This window comes from Vogesella facilis (assembly GCF_042648525.1).
Lineage (GTDB): Bacteria > Pseudomonadota > Gammaproteobacteria > Burkholderiales > Chromobacteriaceae > Vogesella > Vogesella facilis.
Genome location: NZ_JBHRXN010000009.1, coordinates 1 through 21,993, shown reverse-complemented (window position 1 = coordinate 21,993; position 21,993 = coordinate 1). Strand labels below are relative to the sequence as shown.

The window sequence follows — 21,993 nt, the reverse complement described above, 5'->3', positions numbered from 1 at the left end:
TTTGGCTCCTGCTTCTGCTATTTATTGGATGGCGCGTGGCGCCGGGCTACGGTCACCGGGATGGTGGCCAGCGTCAGCTTGCCACGCCGCCTGCGGCCAACTTGCCTGCGCCCGACAGGCAGTTGTCAGTAGGCGGCGTGGGCATCACATAATGGCGGCTTCCAGCGCCAGCTGCTGCCGCTCGCGGCTGGGCGGGTAGCCGAACAGGCTGCGGTAGGATTTGGAGAAATGCGACGACGACAGGAAGCCGGTGGCCACCGTCACCTCCATCACGCTCATATTGGTCTGCAGCAGCAGCTCGCGGGCGCGGCGCAGGCGCAGGTCCAGGTAATACTGTGCCGGGGTGCTGCCCAGGTAGCGCTTGAACAGCCGCTCCAGGTGGCGTAGCGACACCCCCAGCTCGGCGGCCAGATCGTCCAGCGGCCGCGGGTTCTCGATGTTCATTTCCATCGCCAACGCGGCGTCGATCAGCGACTCGTGACCGGTGCCCACCCGCGCCAGCAGCGGGATGTGCTGGTGGTCGTGCTGGTCGCGGATGCGGTCGACGATGAACTGCGCCGACACGTCGGCAGCCAGACCCTTGCCGCCCTTGTGGCGGATCAGGTTGCACATCAGGTCCAGCGGCGCGGTGCCGCCGCTACAGGTCAGCCGGTCGCGGTCGATGACGAACAGCTCGCTGGAAAACTGGATCTTGGGGAACTCCTCGCGGATCGACGACAGGTTTTCCCAGTGGATGCTGCTGCGGTAACCGTTCATCACCCCTGCCTTCGCCAGCGCGAAGGCGCCGGTACAGACCCCGCCCAGCGGCACGCCGGCGGCGGCAAAGCGGCGAATGATGGCGATATCGGCATCGCTGGTGGCCTCGCGCACCTGGATGCCGCCACAGACGATCAGCAAGTCATAGTCGGCCGGCTCGCCCGGCGCGGTGGTGGGCGCCAGCGCCAGGCCGTTACTGGCCGCCACCGGCTGGCCATCGCCGGAAATCAGCGACCAGCGATACAGCCGCTTGCGCGACAGGTGATTGGCCATGCGCAGTGGTTCCACCGCATTGGCAAAGGCGATCATGGAGAAATTGGGCAACATCAGGAAACCGATGTGGCCCAGTGAACCAAGTTGCTCAGGGCTCATGGTGACCTCCGGTAGGGGCTGTGTGTGGATGAGTCGCACCTCGTAGCGGGTGCTGTGTAAAACGTAAACCGGTATGTCATTGCAAAAACCGGGCCAGCTGTCGCCGACCCGGTTTTTGTTTGCTGCGTTAGTGCCCGCCACCCTGCGGCGACGTCGGGCCGCGGCCGAAGCTTTCGGTCAGGCGGTCCAGGATGATGGCCAGCAATACCACCGCCAGGCCGCTCTCGAAGCCCAGACCGACGTCCAGGCGCTGAATACTGGCCAGCACGTCGTTACCCAGGCCACCGGCGCCCACCATGGAGGCGATGATCACCATCGACAGCGCCATCATGATGGTCTGGTTGACGCCGGCCATGATCGCCGGCAGCGCGATCGGCAGCTGCACCTTGAACAGCAGCTGAGTCGGGGTGCAGCCAAAGGCGTGACCGGCTTCCACCTGCTCCTTGTTCACCTGGCGAATACCCAGGCTGGTCAGGCGCACTGCCGGCGGCACCGCGAACACCACGGTGGCCAGGATGCCGGGCACACGGCCCAGGCCGAAGAACATGGCGGCCGGGATCAGGTACACGAAGGCCGGCATGGTCTGCATGAAGTCCAGCACCGGACGCACCAGGGTGTTGACGCGGCGGCTGCGCGCACACCAGATGCCGAGCGGCACGCCCAGCAGCAGGCTGATGATGGTGGCCGACAGCGTGAGCGCCAGCGTGGCGATGGTCTGCGCCCAGAAGCCGGTGCCCAGGATCAGCGCGAAGGCCGCCAGCACGAACAGCGCGAAGCGCCAGGTCAGGCGCCAGATGCCCAGCGCACAGAAGAAGCCGATCACCAGCCACACCGGCAGCGATAGCAACGCCACCTCCACGCCTTCGGCAAACAGGTCCACCGATTTGCCGATGGCGTCGAAGGCACCGCCGTTGTTATCCAGCAGGAAATGAATGAAGTCGTTGACCCATTCACCGATGGGCAGGAAGTCGTGCGGGTTGGCGATGAATTTTTGCCAGATATCGTTCATGGCGTGTACTCCAGTACGGACAGGCCAGCGGCGCCGTCCTCATCAATCGGGGAAGCGGATCGCGGCTTAGTGCACGGCCGTCTGCAGGCGGTGCTCGGACAACTTGGACAGTACGCTGGAAGCGGTAATCACCCCCAGGTAGCGGCCGTCGTGGTCGATCACCGGCAGCGGCTCGCGCTGGCCCTGCAGGCGCTTGAGCACATCCGGCAGCGCCGAGGCCGGGTTGACCGGCGATACCGGCACGCAACGCTCGGCCGGGTTACAGCCCGCCTCCCCCAGCGTATCGCGACCCACCAGGCCCAGCAGCTTGTGGTCGCCGGAGACACAGGCCACCCAGTGATGCTGCGCGTCCGGCTGGCCGGCGAGATTGCCGTTCACCATCACGCCCACGCCATGCGGGTCGAGCAGATCCTTGGCCAGCAGGTAGCGCGAGGTATCCACGCTCTTGAAGAACTCGCGCACGTAGTCTTCGGCCGGGTTTTCGATGATCTCCTGCGGGGTGCCCACCTGTACCAGGCGGCCGCCTTCCATGATGGCGATGCGGGTGCCGATGCGCAGCGCCTCTTCCAGATCGTGCGACACGAAGAAAATGGTGCGGCGGTGATCGCGCTGCAGCTGCAGCAGGATGTCCTGCATCTCGCTGCGCTTGAGCGGGTCCAGCGCGGAGAATGCCTCGTCCATCAGCATCAGCGACGGATTCACCGCCAGCGCGCGCACCAGGCCCACGCGCTGCTGCATGCCGCCGGACAGCTCGTGCGGCATCTTGCGGGCGAAGGTGGCCAGGCCGACCTGCTCCAGCACCTCCATCGCGCGCTTCTCGCGCTCCTTGCGGCCAACCCCGGCGATCTCCAGGCCGAAGGCGGCGTTGTCCAGCACCGTGCGGTGCGGCATCAGCGCAAAGCTCTGGAACACCATGCTCATGTCGCGGCGGCGCAGCGACACCAGATCGGCCGGCGACAGCTTGGTGATGTCCTGGCCATCCAGCAGGATGCGACCGTCGGTGGGATCCATCAGCCGGTTGATCAGGCGGATCAGCGACGACTTGCCGGAGCCGGACAGGCCCATCAGCACGAAGATTTCGCCCTCGTCCACCGAGAACGACACATTGTTCACGCCAACCACCTGGCCAGTGTTGCGGAACACCGTTTCTTTGGTTTCCCCAAGCTTAAGCAGACGCATTGCGTCCTGCGGCTTGTCTCCGAAAACCTTGTACAGGTTTTCTACCACGATCTTGCCTGACTGCATCGCTTTCTCCTTTGCCCTGGCGAGGCTGCTGCACCGCAGCAAGCGCCGTGCCTGTGTTGCACTGCGCAAACAACCGGCGTAACCACACCCAAGCTGTTGTAGTAATTGATATGTATCAAGGAAAAAGATATGGACGATACGACTGGGGAAGCAATGACCAACCGACGCCAACCTGCCCGAAAACGACATTGCACCAATCAGTACCACAGAAGGGGCTTATATCGTTGCGATGCCCGCCAGACGGGCACTTCCGTCCCCGTATTTGTGCATGCTGCAGTGGCGAAAAACGCAGCGCCGGTCGTTACCAGACAGGTCAGCATGCGCTTTTTTTCCGCGCTTGACAGCAAAAAATACTGTTTGCGCGGCGGTAAAAATGGAAAACGCCGTCCGGTTGGCACTCGAACGGCGTGAAATAAAGGGCGAATTCGCGGCCAAAATGCCGTCAGCGGTCCAGCACCACCGGCGTTAATGGCACACTGCAACATGGCAAAATCCAGCCCTGATCGATCTCGCGCTGGCGGATGCCGCCACCGTGTTTCATGTCCACCTGCCCCTCCAGCAGCCTGGTCTTGCAGGTGCCGCACAGCCCCTTGGAACAGGACGACGGCACGCGCAGGCCCTGCTGCTGCGCCGCCGCCAGGATAGTCTGCCCCGGCTTGGTATGCACCACATCGCCCAGCTTGGCAAACCGCACCTCGAAGCCGCCCTCGCCGGCCGGCGCCTCGGCCACCTCCTCTACCGTGCCCGCGTCTGCCGCCGCGTTCAGCTCGGCAAAATTGAAGCTCTCTTCGTGGTACAGCGCCATATCGAAGCCGGCAGCCTGCAACAGCGAACGTACCGCGGCCATGTACGGCGCCGGGCCACAGCAGTAGACCGCACGCTGGCGGAAATCGGGCACCAGCCGCTCCAGCGCCGGCAGGTCGAGAAAGCCCTCCAGCCCGTGCCATTCCGGTTCCGGATGGCGGCTCTGCACGATGGCGGCCTGGCGGAAGCCGGGGCGCGCCCGCGCCAGCTGCACCAGCTCGTGGCGGAAGATCAGGTCGGCCGGCGAACGCGCGCTGTGCACGAAGGCGACATCGATACTGCCGCCCAGATCGCCCAGCGCACGGCTCATCGACATCAGCGGCGTGATGCCGCTGCCGGCGGACAGGAACAGGTAACGCTCGGCCGGGGCGTGGGCGAAGCTGAATTCGCCGGACGGCCCCAGCACGCTGAGATTCATGCCCGGCTGCAGATTGTCGTGCAGCCAGTTGGACACCTGCCCGCCCGGCACCCGCTTGACGGTGATGGTGACGGTATCCGGCCGCGTCGGCGACGACGACAGCGTGTAGCAGCGGTTTACCGTCTGGCCGTCGATGTTCAGCTCCAGGGTGAGGAACTGCCCCGGCAGGTAGGCAAAACGCCGCGCCGGCACCGCGCGGAAGGTAAAGGTGCGCACGTCGTGCGTTTCATCGTGCACCGACACGCATTGCAGGGTGTCGTCGACACCGCTTTGCCAGTACGGCGCCGGTTCGGTAAAGGCGAAGGTGGGAGTGGCGGTAGTCATGATGGCACCCTGTCATTGCTGGCCCGGAAAGGTTGGCCGCATGCGGCCAACCTGCCGGTGGTGTGTGTGGTACTGCCTGGCTGGTCCGGCCGCCGGCGCGGGTGCGCAGGTGACCGGCCGCAGGTCTCGTGCTTGTTTACTCCAGGCCGGCACCCAGGCGGCGGATATACCAGTCGCTAAACTTCTCCACCAGGGTTTCGGTGAACGGCGAGTACGGGCCCGGCTGGTAGGCCTTGCTCTTGGCGCCGTGGTGCGATTCTTCCACCAGGCGGCGGTCCTGGTCGTTGGTGGCGTTCCACACCGCGGTCAGGTTCTTCACGTCGTAATCCACGCCTTCCACCGCATCCTTGTGCACCAGCCACTTGGTACGCACCAGGGTGGTGTCGGCGGACAGCGGAATCACGCTGAAGGTCACGATGTGGTCGGCCATGAAGTGGTGCCAGGAGTTCGGCTGGGTCCAGAACGACAGGCCGCCGATGGAGGCATCCTTGAAGTCGGCCAGCAGCTTCTTGCAGGCGGCGTTGGTGTCCAGCGTTTGCGACTCGCCGCTACGGTCCAGCGGCATGCGCATGGTGCGGAAGCCGCTCACATCCGACAGGCGCTCCACCTCGGTGGACGGCAGGCCACAGGATTCCCAGTGCTGGTGACGGTCGGCCACCATTTCCTCGTACTGGCGCAGGCCCTCGGCGGTTTCTTCCTTCGGTGCAAAACCGTAACTGTAGGCGAACAGCGACACGGTGAGTTCCGGGTGGTTGCCGGTACAGTGGTAGCACTCGCGGTTGTTTTCCAGCGTCAGCTTCCAGTTGCCCTGCTCGATGATGTCCACCTGCACCGCCACCTTGGTGTTGTCGATCTGGTGCGGAGCGATGTACGGGGTCATTACCTCGGCCATGGCGTCGAAGTCGGCCGGCGGCTCGTCGGCCAGGCAGATGAACAGCAGGCCGGCCATATTGCGCAGGTGCACCGACTTCAGGCTGTGGTGCGACAGGTCGAAGCCTTCCTGCATGTGATCGGCGAAGATCAGCTTGCCGGACAGATCGTAAGTCCACTGGTGGTACGGGCACACCAGGTTGCCGACGGTACCCTTGTCCTCGGCACACAGCCGCGAACCGCGATGGCGACAGACGTTGTGGAAGGCGCGGATTTCGTTGTCATCATCACGCACGATCAGGATCGGCTGCTGACCCAGCTGCACAGTCATGTAATCGCCCGGCTCCGGCACGTCCACCGATACGCCGACATAAATCCAGTGCTTGCTGAAGATGTGTTCCATGTCGGCATCGAACACCGCCGGCGAGGTATAGAACGGGGCTTCCAGGCTGTAGCCCGGCACGCGGCGGGCCACCAGTTCGCGCAGGTTGACGGCCGGATGAAACGCGATCGTGCTGCTAGTCATGATGATCTTCTCCAAAAACAACGCGGTTTGCAGGGGGTGCGCTGTTGCCGGGTGGGGCGGAAAACAGCAAGTAGTTGTCAGAAATCGACGAGATGATGGTCGCGCAGGTAGTTCAGCAGAACTTGCGCTTTTTCGACCGGATCGCCCTGTTTTACGACCACGCCGCCGGCTTTGGCGCCATCGCTGGCAATGGCGCCCAGCATGCGCTCGTGGCCGCTGGCCTTGCTGGCGGCCACCAGCGGGCGCGCGCGGCGGTTGGCCGGTTCCAGATGCACCACGCCGGGCTGCAGGCTGGCCGGCGACAGGTGGCGGATCTGCCCCTGCTGCAGTCGCGCATAGACATATGGCTGCGGCGCACAGGCGCGCTCGTGCACCGCCACCACTGCCGGCAAGGCGGCGGCCAGCCGGCGGCGCTGCCCCTTGGGCAGGAACTGCTCGACCTCCAGCTCGCCAGCGCGCAACTGCAGCTGCAGCGCATCCGGCAGCAACGGGATGTTCAATTCGTCGGCCAGCAGGTAGGGCAGCATGGCGCTGCCCTGCCCGCCGCCGGCGCGGCGGCCGCACAACACCAGATCCACATCCTGCAGCTGGCGCGCCAGCACGCGGGTGATGTCGGCACCGGCCACCACCGGCAGCACGTTGATGCAGCTGACGCCCTGCGCCAGGTACGGACCCAGCGCGGCATCGTCGGCATCACCGGCGTACAGCACCAGCAGGTGCTGCGGTGACGGCACCAGTTTCAGCGCCAGCGCCAGCGCGGCGCTGTCGGCGGCGGCAGCACAGGGGCGGCCGCTTACCGGGTGGGTGGCCGGTGCCAGCAGCACCGCCACTTTCAGGTTCTGTTTGCTCATCAGGCAGTCTCCAGCACAGGGTTGGCCGCACGCTCGCCGCCGGCGCGCTCGGCGGCCAGCAGCTGGTTCAGCGCGGTGATCAGCGCCTGGCAGTCTTCCACCAGGGTCAGGTCGGCGCGTTTGACGATGGGCGCGGCGGCGTCCAGGTTGACGGCAATCACATGGCGGCATTCCTTGATGCCCTGCAGGTGCTGCACGGCGCCGGAGATGCCGAACGCCAGATAGGCGCTGGCCTGCACCGTCTTGCCGGTGGCGCCCACCTGCTGCTCGCGGGCGAAGCGGCCGTCGTCCACCGCCACGCGCGAGGCGCCGACGGCGGCCCCCATGTGTTCGGCCAGCCGGCGCAGGCCGGCGGTGTCCTGCACACCGTTGCCGGCGGACACGATCAGGTCGGCTTCCTCCAGCGCCAGCTGCGAGGCCGGACAGCTGCTGCTGCCCAGGTCGCGCACCTGCTCGCTGGCCGGCGGCAAGGCCAGCGCGCCGCCATCGACGCCCAGGCCGCGGAACGGCAGGCGGGCATCCGCCGCCTTGCGCGCCAGCAGCAATACCGGCGGCAGCGGCTGCACCGCGAACTGCCCGGCCGGCGCCAGGCTGCGCACCTCGCGCCCCGGCACCACTTCGATCACGTCGCAGGCCACCGCCAGCCGCTGGCGGCTGGCAAAGCGCCGCCCCAGGTCGGCATCGGCGCCGCGATCCGGCAGGCACAGCTGCGACGGCGCCTCGCGCTGCCACAGCTCGGCCAGCAACGCCAGCTTGCGCTGCGGCGTGTAGCCGGCGTCTTCCGCCAGCAGCACGCGGTCGGCACCGGCCTCGCCGGCGGCGGCCACGCTGTCGGCATTACCGCCGAACAGCAGCGCCAGCACTTCGGTTTCCGCCGACGCCAGGATGGCGGCTGCGGCCAACGTTTCGCGCGCCGCCTCGTCCAGCGCGCCGCGGTCGGTGTGGATCACCACCAGGCTGCGCCGCTGGAACGGGCCGTTGCTGCGCAGCGGCTTGGTCTGGCCGTGGCCGTGGGCCTGCTGCTGCACATCGCGGCTGCCCACCTCCTCGCCCAGCACGATTCGTTTGAGTCCCGACGGCCCGATCACATACGGGCGGCGCGGGTCGATACGCGGAATGGCGCTATTGTTGAACATGACTCTCTCCGCTGTTATTTGGGGCTAGGCTTTCACTAGGCGCGCGGCAACCAGCTCGGCCAGTTCCACCACTTCCGCCCGCTCGCCCACTACGCCTTCCAGCATGGCGGTGCAGTTCGGGCAGGCCACGGCCACGGTGCCGGCGCCGGTGGCGCGCACATCATCCATGCGCATGTCCGGAATACGGCGCTCGCCCGGGATATCGGTGAACGAGGCGCCACCGCCCCAGCCGCAGCAGCGCGACTTCATGCCGGCGCGCTCCATCTCCACCACCTTGATGCCGATGCCCTTGAACACGCGGCGCGGCGCATCGGTCTCGCCGTTGTAGCGCGCCAGGTAGCACGGGTCGTGGTAGGTGATGGTGGTGGTTTCGGCATCGGCCTTCAGCGGCAGCTGGCGCTTGTCCAGCAGCTCGGCGATCACCTGGCTGTGGTGCTGGATGCGGTAGTTGCCGCCCAGCGCCGGGTATTCGTTGGCCAGGCAATGGAACAAGTGCGGGTCCGGGGTGACGATGTGCTCGAAGTGGTAATGGCGCAGCGTGCTCATCATCTTGTCGGCCAGTTGCTGGAAGGTGGCCTCGTCGCCCAGGCGGCGCGCCAGGTCGCCACAGTCCGGCTCCGCCTCGCCCAGCACGGCTATCTTGAGGCCAGCCGCCTTCAGCACCTGCACCAGGGCGCGCAGCGCACGCTGGTAGCGCATGTCGAAGGCGCCCTCGCCGGCCAGCAGCAGCCAGTCGGCGTGCTCGCCCGGCAACAGCACCGGTACGTTCAGATCCACCGCCCAGTGGTAGCGTGCGGCCAACGGGTAGCCGCCCACAGTGTCGGTATCGCGCAGGTTGGCCAGCGCTTCGGCACCCTTGTTCGGCACCGTGCCACGGGTCAGCGTGACATGGCGACGCAGGCTGACCACGGTATCCACGTGTTCGATCAGCATCGGACATTCCTGCACGCAGGCGCGGCAGGTGGTGCACGACCACAGCGTGTCTTCCGCCAGCAGGCCGCCGAGAATCGGCTGCTGCGCATCACCGCCGCGCAGCGCCTGCCCCGGATGCGGGTTGCCGGCATAGCCCTGGCCGTCGCCGGAGGCCAGACCGGTAACCATGTCCTGGATCAGCTTCTTCGGGTTCAGCGGCTGGCCGGCGGCGTAGGCCGGACAGGCGGCTTCGCACTTGCCGCACTGCACGCAGGCGTCGAACGACAGCAGCCGGTTCCAGGCGAAATCCACCGGCTTTTCCACGCCGAAGTCATTGGCGTCCAGATCCAGCGGCTTGAGGTCGGTGGAGCGCTTGTTGCCGGAGAACCGCTCCTGGCGCGGGTGGAAGGCCAGATGCAGCAGGCCGGCCACCGCGTGCTTCATCGGGCCACCGAGGCCAATGCCCAGCGCCAGCTCGGCGCCGCCCAGGGTGAGGCCGGCCAGCGCCAGCAGTGCCAGTAGCTTGGCAGCGCTACCCAGCGCATCGCCGCTCAGCGCCAGCACTGCGGCCAACCCCGCCCCCACCGCGAACAGCAGCAGGCTCTTGGGCAGGCGGTTCCACGCGCCCTTGGACAGCCGCGGCGGCGGCGACTGGCGACGCGAACGCACCAGCAGCGCGCCGGCAAACATCATTACCGCGGCCAGCAGCATCAGCACGTCCAGCGCCGGCAGGTACAGCATCAGGCCATAGTTGGCCGCAGCCAGCGCCAGCACCGCTATCGCGCCGCCAGCCACCGCCACGTGGGCACGGGCGATGAACGGGTCGCGCGCCACCACGTGGTGCAGGTCGACGAAATAGCGTTTCGGGATGGCAAACAGTCCGGACCAGGCCACCTGGGCGTCGCGCCCCTGCCGCCACAGGGCGGCACGGCGTGCCAGCCCCAGCGACAGCAGGGCCGCGCCCAGCCAGAACAGGCCGGTAAGCGCGAGCGGGAGTGTCATGTCAGAAGTCCTTCACCAGACGCAGCGCGTCGTAGATCGCGCCGTGGATGTTGTGCATGGAGATGCAGTCGCCGACACGGAACAGCAGGAATTCGTCACCCTGCAGCGGCTCGGACAGGCACGGCTGCGGCTGGGAGGCGAACAGGGTGTGCACGTCGGTGATGCCCTGGTTCTTGGAGCGTTCCTTCAGCGACCAGTACAGCGTGTCGTTGGGCAGGATGCCGTTTTCCACCACCACCTGGTCCACCGCGCGCTCTTCCAGCGCCTCGGTGTACTCGTTGCGCAGCACGGCGATCAGCTTGTCGCCCTCGCGGTAGACACGATCCATCCAGAAGTTCGGGGTCGGGATCATGCCCTGCGCGTACAGGCGGCGGTAGAAGATCGGGAAGGTGGTGCCGCCGGTGTCGTCGCCCACTTTCACGTCCGGGGTAACGATTTCCACCTGGCTGCCGCGACTGGACAGGAAGTCAGCCACGCCAAAGCCGGCATGACCGCTCACCGCGTCGTACACCAGCACGTTCTTCTTCGGCTCCACCTTGCCGGACAGGATGTCCCAGCCAGTCACCGCCAGGCCTTCGGCCACGCCCCAGCCCGGCACCATGCCGCTGTTGGGCACGCCACCGGTGGCCAGCACCACGATGTCCGGCTTCTCGGCCAGGATCATCGCTTCATCGGCAGCGGTGCTCAGGCGACGATCGACGCCCAGACGCTGGGTTTCCATGTCCAGCCAGCGGATGATGCCGGCCATCTGTTCGCGCTGCGGCGCCTTGGCGGCCAGCACGATCTGCCCGCCGACCACGTCGCTCTTCTCGAACAGCACCACCTCGTGGCCGCGTTCTTTTGCTACCCGGGCGGCTTCCAGGCCAGCCGGGCCGGCACCCACCACCACCACCTTGCGCTGCAGCTTCGCTTTTTCGAAGGTATGCGGCATGGTGGCCTCGCGGCTGGTGGCGGCGTTCTGGATGCACAGCACGTCCTGGCCGAAGTACTGGCGGTCGATACAGTAGTTGGCGCCCACGCACTGACGGATCTGGTCTTCCTTGCCGTCGCGGATCTTGATCACCAGGTGCGGGTCGGCAATGTGGGCGCGGGTCATGCCCACCATGTCCACCATGCCGCTGGCCAGGATGCGCTCGGCCTGGTTCGGGTCGCGGATGCTCTGCGCGTGCATCACCGGCACCTTGGATACCGATTTGATGCCGGCGGCCAGGTGCACGAACGGCTCCGGCGGCAGCGCCATCGGCGGCATGCAGTTGGCCAGGGTGTTGTGGGTGTCGCCACCGGAACCGACCACCGACAGGAAGTCGATCAGGCCGGTTTCCGACATCGCCTGCGCGATGTCCTTCAGCATGTCGTGGGTCAGGCCGTCTTCGTGGAACTCGTCGCCGCACATGCGCAGGCCGACACAGAAGTCGCGGCCAACCTCTTCGCGGATCGCCTCGAATACCTGCATGCCGAAGCGCATGCGGTTTTCCAGCGAGCCGCCGTATTCGTCGTCGCGGAAGTTGGTGCGCGGGCTCCAGAACTGGTCCATCAGGTGCTGGTGGGCGGCGGAGACTTCCATGCCGTCCATGCCGGCGGCCTTGATGCGGCGCGCGGCCTGTTTGAAATCGGCGATGATGCGCTTGATTTCGTGCTTCTCGATGATCTTGGCGTTACCGCGGTGCACCGGTTCGCGAATACCCGACGGGCTGACCAGGTGCGGCCAGTGCTCGCCGTAGTAGCTGGAACGGCGGCCCATGTGGGTAGCCTGGATCATGATCTTGGCGCCGTGGCGGTGCATGGTCTCGGCCAGCCGCGACAGCGGATCGATGATCTTGTCGGTGGACAGGTTCACCGACTTCCACCAGCTTTGCGGGCTGTCGATCGACACCGGGCTGGAGCCGCCGCAGATCGCCAGGCCCAGGCCGCCCTTGGCCTTTTCCTCGTAGTAGCGGATGTAACGCTCACCCGGCAGCCCGCCCGGCTCGGCATAAACCTCGGCGTGGGCGGTGCTGACGATACGGTTGCGGATGGTCAGCTTGTTGAGGGTGATCGGTTCAAACAGGTGCGGGTAACGCATGGCTCACCTCACTTCGGCTCGACAGTGAATACGCAGTACTCGGCGCCCTCACCGGCGCACTGGGTTTCCGCGCTGATGGTGTGATAGTCGTGGCCCAGGTGTTCACCCACCCAGTCCATGGCGCCGGAGAACCAGCCGGCAAACATGTAACAGGCCATGCCTTCGCTCTGCGGTGCGCCAGCCACGCCCTGCGCCAGTACGAAGCAGGAATTGTCGAGGCGGATCTTGGCGTGGCCGCTGGCCGGATCGGCACTGATAAAGGAGAACTGGCCCCAGCCGCGCTGCGACAGGCGGTTCAGGTAATGTTCGAACACCGCCATGCCCTGCAGGCCGTGGGTGCGTGCCTCGCTATCACACCAGAAGTAGGCGGAGCGGTAACCGGCGTCGTACAGCGCCTCGGCATAGGTACCCTTGCCCAGCGCGGCTTCCACCGCCATGTGGTTGTTGACGAAAAAGTGGCGCGGCACATACAGCATCGGCAGGCCGTTGGTGGTCCACACGCCGGTATCCTGGTCGACGTCGATGGGTACGAGTGGTTGCATCAGAAGTCTCCTGCACGTTGGGTTGCGGGCGCGGGCTGCGCTCCGCCAGTCAGGAGAAATGTTGCATGAGGGTCATGCGGCCAACCTCGGCGGCAACGACCGGTATTTGCCGCCTGCCGACACGAAATGGCGAAATCCGCCCTGTTGCCGCCTCGGAGGCCCGGCCGGAGCAGGGAAAACCGCGCGTGCCGGCAAGGTGGCACCGATAAATGGCGGCAGGCCGGCTCCGCGATTACCGCCGGGCGCCATCGCCGGCCGGCGAGTGTCGCGCCACGCGTACGGCACGGTGGCTTAGCACGTGTGCAATGGCACGGCGACTGGGCGCTCCGCCCCGCCGGGCTGATCGCCAAAGGTTGGCCGCAACGCAGATATGAAGCGGGCAAAGCAGGCGCCGTCGCGTACCAGCGGCTTGCCGGCTGGCGCGGCGCCGCCATCGCCGGCCACCCTGCCCCGGCCCGCGGCGGCGGATTTGTCGGGTTTCGACATCCCGCCGTCGTGGCACCGGCGGCCGCGCGCGTGAAAACGCCTAGACTGCAGCACAAGCTACCCGCAGCCCACCACCGGAGGCACCCATGCGTCTGCTACCGCAAATCATCAAGGAGCATGCAGCGGAACTGGCCGCCATCGTACTGCTGGCGGCCGCGCTGTACTTGCTGTTTTGAGTACCCGCTGCTGCCGGCCAACTGGCGCGCCAGCAAAAACAAAAAGCCACTCTTGATCGCCAAGAGTGGCTTTTTTGGGTTGCGGCAGGCTAGCTATAGCTCATGCCGCACCGGCGGCGTTAATCGCGGTCGCCGGCAAACGCCAGCAGCAGTTGCAGCAGGCTGGTGAACAGGTTGTAGATGCTGATGTAGATGCCCAGCGCGGCCGAAATGTAGCTGGTCTCGCCGCCGTCCACCACGTTCTTCACTTCCCACAGGATCATCAGCGAGCTGAACAGAGCAAACGCCGCCGCAATCGCCAGCTGCATGGCCGGCAGTTGCAGGAACAGGTTGGCCACCACGGCAACCATCAGCACGATGGCGCCGACAGTCAGAAACTTGCCGAGGCCGGACAGATCGCGCTTGGTCGTGGTGGCGATACCGGCCATCACCGCAAACACCGCGGCCGTTGCGCCGCCAGCCACCATGATCAGCTGCGAGCCGTTGGAAAACTTCAGCGCGTATTGCAGCAGCGGCCCCAGCAGCACGCCCATCAGGAACGTGAAGCCCAGCATCAACGGCACGCCCAGCGCATTATTGCGATTGGCCTGAATGGCGAACACCAGGCCGTAAAACACGGCCATGATCGCCAGCGAACCCATCAGCGGGCTGGCCGCCAGGAACGCAAAGCTCATCGAGCTGCCAACGGCGGCACCGATGACGGTAGGAATCATCGACAGGCCCAGCAGGCCATAAGTATTGCGCAGCACCTTGTGGCGGCTGGCGGTGTAACTTGCGGTCTGGAATGCAGGTTGAAATTGCTGTTGCATGGCGACGTGGCTCCTCGCTCTGTAGGTAAAGTGTGGTTATGCAGCGTTACGACTACATATAGTTACATAAGTTTCCATGTTGATGACAAGAGATGCAAGCGCTTGCCATTTCACTACCTGCAAGCTACTATTCGACCCCTGCCGAGCAACAGCCCGGCCGTGCGAGAGTGGCGGAATTGGTAGACGCACTGGATTTAGGTTCCAGCGCCGCAAGGCGTGAGAGTTCGAGTCTCTCCTTTCGCACCAGCTTACAAAACATGGCACCGACCCCGCTGTCGGCACCATCCCCAACGGAAGCGTGGCCGAGTGGTTTAAGGCAGCGGTCTTGAAAACCGCCGAAGGTGCGAGCCTTCCGTGAGTTCGAATCTCACCGCTTCCGCCAATAACTCAATATAAATCCCTGATTTTTAAGGAATTTATTCCTTTACAGCGCAATCTGGTAGCCAATTTGTTTGCTGCACAATTGCCACAAATTAGCCCCCTCAGAACTAACAAATAGCATCACCTGGCAACGATGCACTCATCCCTATGCGTCGTCCAACCTGGTGACCGCTGCACTTGTCGCATCGCCCACCCCCGTTTCAATCCCTCGCTGGCTAACCGGATCGTTCCCCTACCGTACTCGGCATTGACCCGATCCATTACCGCCATAAGGCATTCAAGTCCAGTACAGCCTCAAGGTACTCGTCGGCTGGCGAGCGTATCGGTCATATCCTGCTGGTGATTGAGCACCTCCCACTCGGCAGAAAACATTTCTGCTTGGGAGTTGGCAAATAGCGAGGCACCCTTTATGTCACTTTGCAATTTTAGTGCCAGTGCAGAAGCATCTAAGCCTACAGCATCATTAAGGTTTGCATATGAAGCTTGGGCCAATGAAGCTAGCCAGTAAAGATCAGCAATATAATTCATTTTTTATTCCATTTTGCAATTGCACTATAGATTCTGTCGAAACTAAGCCCATGGTAGTAATACTTGTCTTCCATTTCTGGATAGGCAGCCTCACAGGACCCGGTGTGCGTCCAGAATTTGTAAGCACCCAAATCATTTGCACCACTTGCGAGAGATGAATTTCCTGAGCCACCATAGAAATCTATGTTTTCTAACATCAACTGACCAGAAATATCATCATACAGCCTGTTTATTTGTATTCTATTATGAAAGGCATAACCCCGTTCGATTGACCTGGTATACTCGCGACGAAAACCATATGCAGGGTATATAATGGTCGTTTCATAAATTCCATTATTAATGTGTCTCGCATCCACATGGTATCCCGCATTTTCCAGAACCTTGCGGTACCTCTCCGGGTTTTCTATCATCCACTGCTGCGGCGTTTTGTGGACTTTCAACCCACCTTCGGTTTCGCATAATTTGTAATGGGTGTACCAAGTTGGTATGGCATCCCAAAAAACCACTCCGAAGCCACCAAGCAGAATTAAACCAGACAGCAGTCTCGCTAGTAGTGGATTTTTCCATCTATCCAATGCCGATCGATAGCCGGATTTTGACCACCGACATACAAAATATAAATATATTAACAACGGAATGATAATCATCAGCCCAAGCATTTTTCACCCTCCATATTGGGAATTCATTAAACACTGCCACCCCTATTTAAGATAGGCAGTACAATATGATATTTCTCCCCATCAGCGCTCTCGCAACCCCTCACTCGCATACTCCTGCAACGGACTCAGGAAATATTCAATCACCCGGCGCTTGCCGGTCTTGATCTCGGCACTCACATTCATGCCGGCACTGAGATTCACTTTCACCCCGTCGATATTCAGGTGGTTTTGATTCAGCCGTACCCGCGCGGCGTAAATCCCAATAAGCAAAACAGGCCGAAAGCCTTGCCGGGACTGGCGCTTTTTTTATTTCCCGTACATTCCCGCAAGCGGCCATCAGGCAGTTTTTGTGGCAATTTGGTGGCAAGACGCGATGCCGGCTGCGCACAGCACGGCACTACACAGCAACACCGGCCCGGCCATCGACTGGCGCCGCCACCGCGCCGGGCCAGCCCAGTGGGCTAGCCCGCGCCCAGTTCCAGCGGCAGTGCCAGGCCGACCTTGTCGCGGCTCATCGCCACCAGGGTCTTGAAGCGCTTCACGTTGGCGTTGCCGAAGAACAACTGCCGCGTCAGGCCGTTGTACTGTTCCATGTGCTGCACCACGAACAGCAGCACGAAGTCCCACTCGCCGGCCACGTAGTAGCACTGCTGCACCTGCGGGCAGGCGGTAAAACTGCGCCGCGTCGCGTCCAGTTGATCGATCTGCTCACTCTCCACCTCCACCATGGCGATGATGGTCAGACCGTAGCCGACGGCATCCGGCGACACTACCGCCGTGTAGCGCTCGATCACTCCCTCTTCGCCCAGGCGTTTCAGCCGGCGGTTTACCGCGGCGGTGGACAGGCTCACCGCCTCGCCGAGTTCGTTCTGTGGCGTGCGAGCATCCTGCTGCACCGCCATCAGCAGTTTGAGGTCGTAGCTGTCCAGTTGTGCGCTCATGTCTGCTCCCCTTTGCGCCCGATGCGTCAAAGACGCAAATATCTTGCACCAACAACCATTAATTCAAGAAAAAATTAGCGCCTCGTAGAAATATTATTTCGTCACCAGCTACCCCATTCACTGGAGACGAAACATGAGCCACCCCCACCACCCTGCGCTGCATCTTGATGGCGACACCTTGCTGCGCCAGATCCAGGCGTTGGGTGACATCGGCCGCGACGAGAACCTGGGCGGCCGCACCCGCATTGCCTACACCGATGCGGAGAAAGCCGGCCGCGATCAGCTGGTGCGCTGGATGCAGCAGCTGGATTTGTCGGTGCAGGTGGACCAGATCGGCAATATCTTCGGCACCCTGCCCGCGGCCAACGGCAGCACCGATGTGCGCCCGCTGATGCTGGGTTCGCATATCGATACGGTGCAGAACGCCGGCGCGCTGGATGGCTGCTACGGCGTGCTGGCCGGCCTTGCGGTGCAGCGCGCCTATCGCCAGGCCGGCCAGCTGCCGGCTCGGCCGATCACGGTGGCGGCCTTCAGCAACGAAGAAGGCGTGCGTTTCCAGCCGGACATGATGGGCTCGCTGGTGCATGCCGGCGGCCTGGCGCTGCAGGAGGCGCTGGACAGCCGCGACAGCGACGGCATCCGGCTGGGCGACGAGCTGCAGCGCATCGGTTATGCCGGCACGTTGGCCGCAGGCAGCATCGTGCCGCACGAATACCTGGAGCTGCATATCGAACAGGGGCCGGTGCTGGAGGCGGAAGGCATCGCGATCGGCGCGGTGGCCAATCTGCAGGGCATTTCCTGGCAGCAGCTGACCATCCGCGGCAAGGCCAACCATGCCGGCACCACACCGCTGCAGCTGCGCCACGACGCCGGCTGGGCGGCCGCCTCCATCGTCACCTTCGTCCGCGAGTGGGCCAGACAGTCCGGCAGCACGCTGGCCACCGTCGGCTCGCTGCGCTTCGAGCCGAACCTGATCAACGTCATTCCGCGCCAGGCCGTCCTGACGGTGGACTTGCGCGACCCGGACGAGTCGCGGCTGCAACAGGCCGAGCAGGCGCTACGCGAATTCATCGCCGAGCTGGAGGTGAACGAACAGGTCAGCATTCATTGCGAGCAGCTGGCGCGCTTCGAACCGGTGCACTTCACCGAGCCGCTGGTGGCGGAAATAGAGCGCGCCGCCCGCCAGCGCGGCCTCAGCTGCCGGCGCATGACCTCCGGCGCCGGGCACGACGCACAGATGATCGCCCGCATCACCCCCGCCGCCATGATTTTCGTACCCAGCCGCGGCGGCATCAGCCACAACCCGCGGGAGCATACCGATGACGCGCAACTGTTGCAGGGCGCGCAGCTGCTGCTGGATGTGGTTGCCCGCCGCCTGCTGGCTTGATGCCGCACCCCACTCACCCCCGTCTTTGCCTGGAGAACAAACCCTATGCTTACCCATAACGCGCAAGCCAGCCATGGCAGCTACCCCGAGTCGCTCAAGCGCATCCTCAATATGCAGGCCGGCGACGAAAGCCGCCGCTGGCTGGCGCAATGGTCGCAACTGAGCCGCCAGCCCACGCCGCTGTGGTCGCTGCCGGCACTGGCCAGCCGGCTGGGCGTGGCACAGCTGGCGGTGAAGGATGAATCGTTCCGCTCGGTGCTGGGCAGCTTCAAGGCACTGGGTGCGCCGGCGGCGCTGATCCGCCTGCTGGCCAGGCTGAATCCGGAGCTCGACCCCGCCCGGCTGTTACGCGGCGACTACCGCGATCAGGTGCATGGCCTGACCGTGATCAGCGCTACCGATGGCAACCATGGCCGCGCGCTGGCCGCGGCGGCGCAGAGCGTAGGCTGCGCCTGCGTCATCGTGCTGCATGCCCAGGTCAGCCAGGAACGGGAGGATGCCATCGCCGCCTACGGCGCCCGCATCGTGCGCATCAGCGGCAACTACGATGAGTCGGTGACCGAGGCGGCAAGCCTGGCCGCAGCGCATGGCTGGCACGTGGTATCCGATACCTCCTACGATGGCTATGAAGAGATTCCGCGCGATGTGATGCAGGGCTACGGTGCCATTGCCGCCGAGATTATCGAACAGCTGGATGAGAGTACGCCGTTCAGCCACGTGTTGCTGCAAGGCGGCGTGGGCGGCATGGCTGCCGGTGTCGCCAGCTACCTGTGGCAGCACTACGGCAGCAGGCGCCCGCGCTTCATCGTGGTGGAGCCGGTGCAGGCCGACTGCCTGTTCCAGAGCGCCCTGCAAGGCTGCGCCGCCCGCGCCACCGGCTCGGTGGACTCGGTAATGGCCGGCCTGGCCTGCGGCGAAACCTCGCCACTGGCCTGGCAGGTATTGCAACTGGCGGTAGACGATTTCATCACTATCCAGGACCGCGATGCGGTGCACGCCATGCAAACGTTGGCCGCAGGCTCGCTGCAGGATGTGCCGGTCATCGCGGGGGAATCGGGCGCCGCCGGCCTGGCCGGGCTGCAGGTGCTGGTGGACAACCCCGCCATGGCGGCGGCAGTCGGCCTGGACCGTCAATCCCGGGTGCTGGTAGTCAATACCGAGGGAGCGACGGCACCCGGCGTGTACGAAGAACTGGTGCGGGAATCCGCGCATAGCGTCGGCACGCGGCAGGCACGCTGGCTGATGGCAAACGGTCAGTAAGGGAGAGCAAGCATCATGCAACATACCCTGCAAGCCCAACTGCAGTCCTGGCGCCAGCACCTGCACCGCCACCCGGAAACCGGCTTCGAAGAAGTCAACACCGCCGCCTTTGTCGCCGCCCGCCTCCGTGACATGGGGCTGGAGGTGTACACCGGCATCGGCGGTACCGGCGTGGTCGCCAATTTGCAGGTTGGCAACGGCTCCGGCGTGATTGCGCTGCGCGCCGACATGGACGCGCTGCACATCCAGGAGAACATGCCGGAGCGCCAGCATGCCTCCTGCAACCACGGCAAGATGCACGCCTGCGGCCACGACGGCCACATGGCAATGGTGCTGGGCGCGGCACAGCTGCTGAGCGGCAGCCGCGACTTCAGCGGCACGGTGCGCTTCATCTTCCAGCCGGCAGAGGAACACGGCCGCGGCGCCAAGGCGATGATGGCCGACGGCCTGTTCGAGCGCTTCCCGGTGGATGCCATCTTCGGCGCCCACAATATGCCCGGCATGCCGGCCGGCAGCTTCGCCACCCGCGCAGGCGGCATCATGGCCAGCGAGGACAACTTCGTCATCCGCATCCGTGGCCGCGGCACCCATGCCGCCCGGCCGCATATGGGCGTCGACCCGCTGGTGATCGGCGCGGAAATCGTGTTGGCGCTGCAGACTGTGGTAGCGCGCAATGTCGACCCCAGTCAGTCTGCGGTGGTGTCCTGCACCGAGTTCATCACCGATGGTTTGCGCAACGTTATCCCGTCCGAGGCAATCATCCGCGGCGACACCCGCAGCTACAGCCCGGTCATTCAGGCGCTGCTGGAAAGCCGTATGCGCGAACTGGCGCAAGGCATCTGCCAGGCGCATGGCGCCAGTTGCGAATTCAGCTACAGCCATGAATTCGCCCCTACCGTGAACTCGCCCGAGTATGTGGGCCTGGCGGTGGCGGCAGCCAGCGCGGTCAGCAGCCAGGTGGACGGCAATGTGACGCCGATGATGATTTCCGAGGACTTCGGCGCCTTCCTGCAGCAGGTGCCCGGCAACTTCATCTTCATCGGCAACGGCAGCGATGGCGAGGCCGGCGCCACCCCGCTGCACAACGCCGGCTACGACTTCAACGACGACATCCTGCTGACCGGCGCGCGCTATTTTGCCGAGCTGGCCAGGCTGGCGCTGTCCAAGCCCTAACCGCGCTAGTGGGTAGCGAAGGTGGCGTGCCAGTGGCACGCCGCCTTTTGCTTGCCCGGCCGGCAGCGCCGCCGGGATGAAAAAAGCCGCCCCCGGCGATGCGTCCAGCAGCGGCCTAGTGCAGACCGGGCGGCCCCTGCCCTGTGGCATCGCCGGGTTCGCCACCTCGGCGCAAGAGAAGGCGGCGTGGCTCGCCCTCTTCTTGCGGCACCTGCTCGTACACCGCTTCGGCCGCCAGCAGTGACAGCCCCCTGTGCGCCGGCCGGTAGATAGGGTCGCGTACGCAGGCGCCCTGCGCCTGCCGCGACCCGGCCAACGCCAGCACGACACCGCCCAACGTTGGCCGCACGCCGCCGCCGGCGCTTACTGGAAGGTGAGCAGCAGATCCTTGTTGGCGATGCGCTTGCCGGACGCCACCAGCACCTGCTGGATCACCCCGTCGCGCTCCGCCTTGATCGCCACTTCCATCTTCATCGCCTCGATGGTCAGCAGCGTGTCGCCCTGCTGCACCCGCTGCCCCGGCGCCACCAGCACGGTGCTGACCATGCCCGGCATCGGCGCGCCGACGTGGTGCGGGTTGTCTTCCTCCGCCTTCGGCTGGCTGCTGGCGGCAGCGGCGCCGGCCTTGGCCACCTTGATCACCCGCGCCTGGCCGTTCAGTTCGAAGAACAGTTTGACGTGGCCATCGTCGGTGTCGGCGCGGCCCAGCAGCTGCACGATCAGCGTCTTGCCGCGTTCCAGTTCGATGCAGACTTCCTCGCCTTCCTTCAGGCCGTAGAAGAAGGCGCTGGTCGGCAGGATGGAGACATCGCCGAAGCGGGCGCTGTGGGCGGCGAAGTCCTTGAACACCTTGGGGTACATCAGGTGCGAGGCCAGTTCCTGTTCGCTGCAGTCGCGGCCCAGGCTGGCGGCCAAGCTTTGCTGCTCGGCCGCCAGGTCTACCGCCGGCAGCAGCGCGCCGGCACGCTGGGTCAGTGCCGCTTCGCCCTTCAGCACCTTGCGTTGCAAGGCCTCGGGGAAGCCGTGTGCCGGGTAGCCCAGCTCGCCCTTGAACAGCGATACCACCGAGTCCGGGAAGTCGATCGCCCGTTGCGGGTCGGCCACCTGTGCCGGGGTGAGGTCGTTGGAGACCATGAACAGCGCCATGTCGCCCACCACCTTGGAGGTAGGGGTGACCTTGACGATGTCGCCGAACAGCAGGTTGACCTGGGCATAGGCTGCGGCCACTTCCGGCCAGCGCGCCTCCAGCCCCAGCGAACGCGCCTGTTCGCGCAGATTGGTCACCTGCCCGCCCGGCATTTCGTGGTGGTACACCGCGGCGGTGCCGGCGCGCATGTCGGCTTCGAACGGCGCGTAGCTGCGGC

The 21,993-nt window shown here is 64.7% G+C and carries 20 protein-coding genes, 2 tRNA genes and 1 pseudogene; 6 read left to right on the top strand and 17 right to left on the bottom strand.

Annotated features, from left to right (window positions below; all coding sequences use genetic code 11):
- Positions 1 to 144: 144 nt before the first annotated feature.
- From ACFOLG_RS02945 to ACFOLG_RS02935, 3 genes are all read right to left on the bottom strand, one after another.
- Positions 145 to 1,128: a GlxA family transcriptional regulator gene (locus tag ACFOLG_RS02945; protein WP_386088190.1), complete on the bottom strand. Its 984-nt coding sequence runs from the start codon at positions 1,126 to 1,128 to the stop codon at positions 145 to 147.
- Between the two features lie 127 nt (positions 1,129 to 1,255).
- Positions 1,256 to 2,137 (bottom strand): ABC transporter permease, encoded by an 882-nt coding sequence (locus ACFOLG_RS02940; RefSeq protein ID WP_386088188.1) that lies wholly within the window; start codon positions 2,135 to 2,137, stop codon positions 1,256 to 1,258.
- Positions 2,138 to 2,203: 66 nt separating this feature from the next.
- Positions 2,204 to 3,382 carry a quaternary amine ABC transporter ATP-binding protein gene (locus ACFOLG_RS02935; RefSeq protein WP_386088186.1) on the bottom strand — a complete coding sequence of 393 codons (1,179 nt, stop codon included), beginning with the start codon at positions 3,380 to 3,382 and terminating at the stop codon, positions 2,204 to 2,206.
- 129 nt (positions 3,383 to 3,511) lie between these two features.
- On the opposite strand from ACFOLG_RS02935, the gene ACFOLG_RS02930 reads away from it, so the two are divergent.
- The gene (locus tag ACFOLG_RS02930; RefSeq protein WP_386088184.1) at positions 3,512 to 3,793 is read left to right on the top strand and encodes a hypothetical protein; all 282 of its coding nucleotides are present in this window, start codon (positions 3,512 to 3,514) and stop codon (positions 3,791 to 3,793) included.
- 31 nt (positions 3,794 to 3,824) lie between these two features.
- Here the strand turns inward: ACFOLG_RS02930 and ACFOLG_RS02925 are convergent, their stop codons facing one another.
- The 8 genes from ACFOLG_RS02925 to ACFOLG_RS02890 form a co-directional block, all read right to left on the bottom strand.
- Complete coding sequence (locus tag ACFOLG_RS02925) at positions 3,825 to 4,928, bottom strand: FAD-binding oxidoreductase (protein ID WP_386088182.1); 1,104 nt, start codon at positions 4,926 to 4,928, stop codon at positions 3,825 to 3,827.
- Positions 4,929 to 5,064: 136 nt separating this feature from the next.
- Positions 5,065 to 6,324 carry an aromatic ring-hydroxylating oxygenase subunit alpha gene (locus ACFOLG_RS02920; protein ID WP_386088180.1) on the bottom strand — a complete coding sequence of 420 codons (1,260 nt, stop codon included), beginning with the start codon at positions 6,322 to 6,324 and terminating at the stop codon, positions 5,065 to 5,067.
- 77 nt (positions 6,325 to 6,401) lie between these two features.
- Complete coding sequence (locus ACFOLG_RS02915; RefSeq protein WP_386088179.1) at positions 6,402 to 7,175, bottom strand: electron transfer flavoprotein subunit beta; 774 nt, start codon at positions 7,173 to 7,175, stop codon at positions 6,402 to 6,404.
- Positions 7,175 to 8,311, bottom strand: a complete 1,137-nt coding sequence (locus tag ACFOLG_RS02910; protein ID WP_386088177.1) for an electron transfer flavoprotein subunit alpha/FixB family protein — start codon at positions 8,309 to 8,311, stop codon at positions 7,175 to 7,177. Before ACFOLG_RS02910 ends, ACFOLG_RS02915 begins: the two co-directional genes overlap by 1 nt.
- 24 nt (positions 8,312 to 8,335) lie before the next feature.
- Positions 8,336 to 10,225: a (Fe-S)-binding protein gene (locus ACFOLG_RS02905; protein ID WP_386088175.1), complete on the bottom strand. Its 1,890-nt coding sequence runs from the start codon at positions 10,223 to 10,225 to the stop codon at positions 8,336 to 8,338.
- Position 10,226: 1 nt separating this feature from the next.
- On the bottom strand, positions 10,227 to 12,287 hold the full coding sequence (locus tag ACFOLG_RS02900; protein ID WP_386088173.1) for an oxidoreductase: 2,061 nt from the start codon (positions 12,285 to 12,287) through the stop codon (positions 10,227 to 10,229).
- 8 nt (positions 12,288 to 12,295) lie between these two features.
- Positions 12,296 to 12,829 (bottom strand): DUF5943 domain-containing protein, encoded by a 534-nt coding sequence (locus ACFOLG_RS02895; protein ID WP_386088171.1) that lies wholly within the window; start codon positions 12,827 to 12,829, stop codon positions 12,296 to 12,298.
- Between the two features lie 781 nt (positions 12,830 to 13,610).
- On the bottom strand, positions 13,611 to 14,300 hold the full coding sequence (locus tag ACFOLG_RS02890) for a Bax inhibitor-1/YccA family protein (RefSeq protein WP_386088169.1): 690 nt from the start codon (positions 14,298 to 14,300) through the stop codon (positions 13,611 to 13,613).
- A 161-nt stretch (positions 14,301 to 14,461) separates the two neighbouring features.
- On the opposite strand from ACFOLG_RS02890, the gene ACFOLG_RS02885 reads away from it, so the two are divergent.
- A tRNA-Leu gene (locus ACFOLG_RS02885) sits at positions 14,462 to 14,546 on the top strand.
- A gap of 46 nt (positions 14,547 to 14,592) precedes the next feature.
- Positions 14,593 to 14,682: transfer RNA gene (locus ACFOLG_RS02880), tRNA-Ser, on the top strand.
- Positions 14,683 to 14,801: 119 nt separating this feature from the next.
- Here the strand turns inward: ACFOLG_RS02880 and ACFOLG_RS02875 are convergent.
- The 5 genes and pseudogenes from ACFOLG_RS02875 to ACFOLG_RS02855 all read right to left on the bottom strand — a co-directional run bounded on the left by ACFOLG_RS02875 (position 14,802) and on the right by ACFOLG_RS02855 (position 16,809).
- Positions 14,802 to 14,951, bottom strand: coding sequence for a DUF4113 domain-containing protein (locus tag ACFOLG_RS02875; RefSeq protein ID WP_386088167.1), 150 nt, complete (start codon positions 14,949 to 14,951; stop codon positions 14,802 to 14,804).
- Positions 14,952 to 14,975: 24 nt separating this feature from the next.
- Positions 14,976 to 15,209, bottom strand: a complete 234-nt coding sequence (locus tag ACFOLG_RS02870; protein ID WP_386088165.1) for a hypothetical protein — start codon at positions 15,207 to 15,209, stop codon at positions 14,976 to 14,978.
- Positions 15,206 to 15,868: a hypothetical protein gene (locus ACFOLG_RS02865; RefSeq protein ID WP_386088163.1), complete on the bottom strand. Its 663-nt coding sequence runs from the start codon at positions 15,866 to 15,868 to the stop codon at positions 15,206 to 15,208. Before ACFOLG_RS02865 ends, ACFOLG_RS02870 begins: the two co-directional genes overlap by 4 nt.
- 81 nt (positions 15,869 to 15,949) lie before the next feature.
- Positions 15,950 to 16,126 (bottom strand): annotated as a pseudogene (locus tag ACFOLG_RS02860) (hemolysin secretion protein D); the annotation flags it as partial.
- A gap of 203 nt (positions 16,127 to 16,329) precedes the next feature.
- Positions 16,330 to 16,809 carry an Lrp/AsnC family transcriptional regulator gene (locus ACFOLG_RS02855; protein ID WP_386088161.1) on the bottom strand — a complete coding sequence of 160 codons (480 nt, stop codon included), beginning with the start codon at positions 16,807 to 16,809 and terminating at the stop codon, positions 16,330 to 16,332.
- A 133-nt stretch (positions 16,810 to 16,942) separates the two neighbouring features.
- On the opposite strand from ACFOLG_RS02855, the gene ACFOLG_RS02850 reads away from it, so the two are divergent.
- From ACFOLG_RS02850 to ACFOLG_RS02840, 3 genes are read left to right on the top strand one after another with little or no spacing between them, the layout of a single operon-like run.
- Entirely contained in the window at positions 16,943 to 18,196 is a 1,254-nt protein-coding gene (locus ACFOLG_RS02850) for a Zn-dependent hydrolase (protein WP_386088159.1), read from the top strand.
- A gap of 45 nt (positions 18,197 to 18,241) precedes the next feature.
- Positions 18,242 to 19,456, top strand: a complete 1,215-nt coding sequence (locus ACFOLG_RS02845; RefSeq protein ID WP_386088157.1) for a diaminopropionate ammonia-lyase — start codon at positions 18,242 to 18,244, stop codon at positions 19,454 to 19,456.
- A gap of 15 nt (positions 19,457 to 19,471) precedes the next feature.
- Complete coding sequence (locus ACFOLG_RS02840) at positions 19,472 to 20,629, top strand: M20 aminoacylase family protein (protein WP_386088155.1); 1,158 nt, start codon at positions 19,472 to 19,474, stop codon at positions 20,627 to 20,629.
- A gap of 363 nt (positions 20,630 to 20,992) precedes the next feature.
- Here ACFOLG_RS02840 and ACFOLG_RS02835 read toward each other — a convergent pair.
- On the bottom strand, positions 20,993 to 21,993 hold a 1,001-nt coding region (locus ACFOLG_RS02835), incomplete at its 5' end, for a biotin/lipoyl-containing protein (protein ID WP_386088153.1).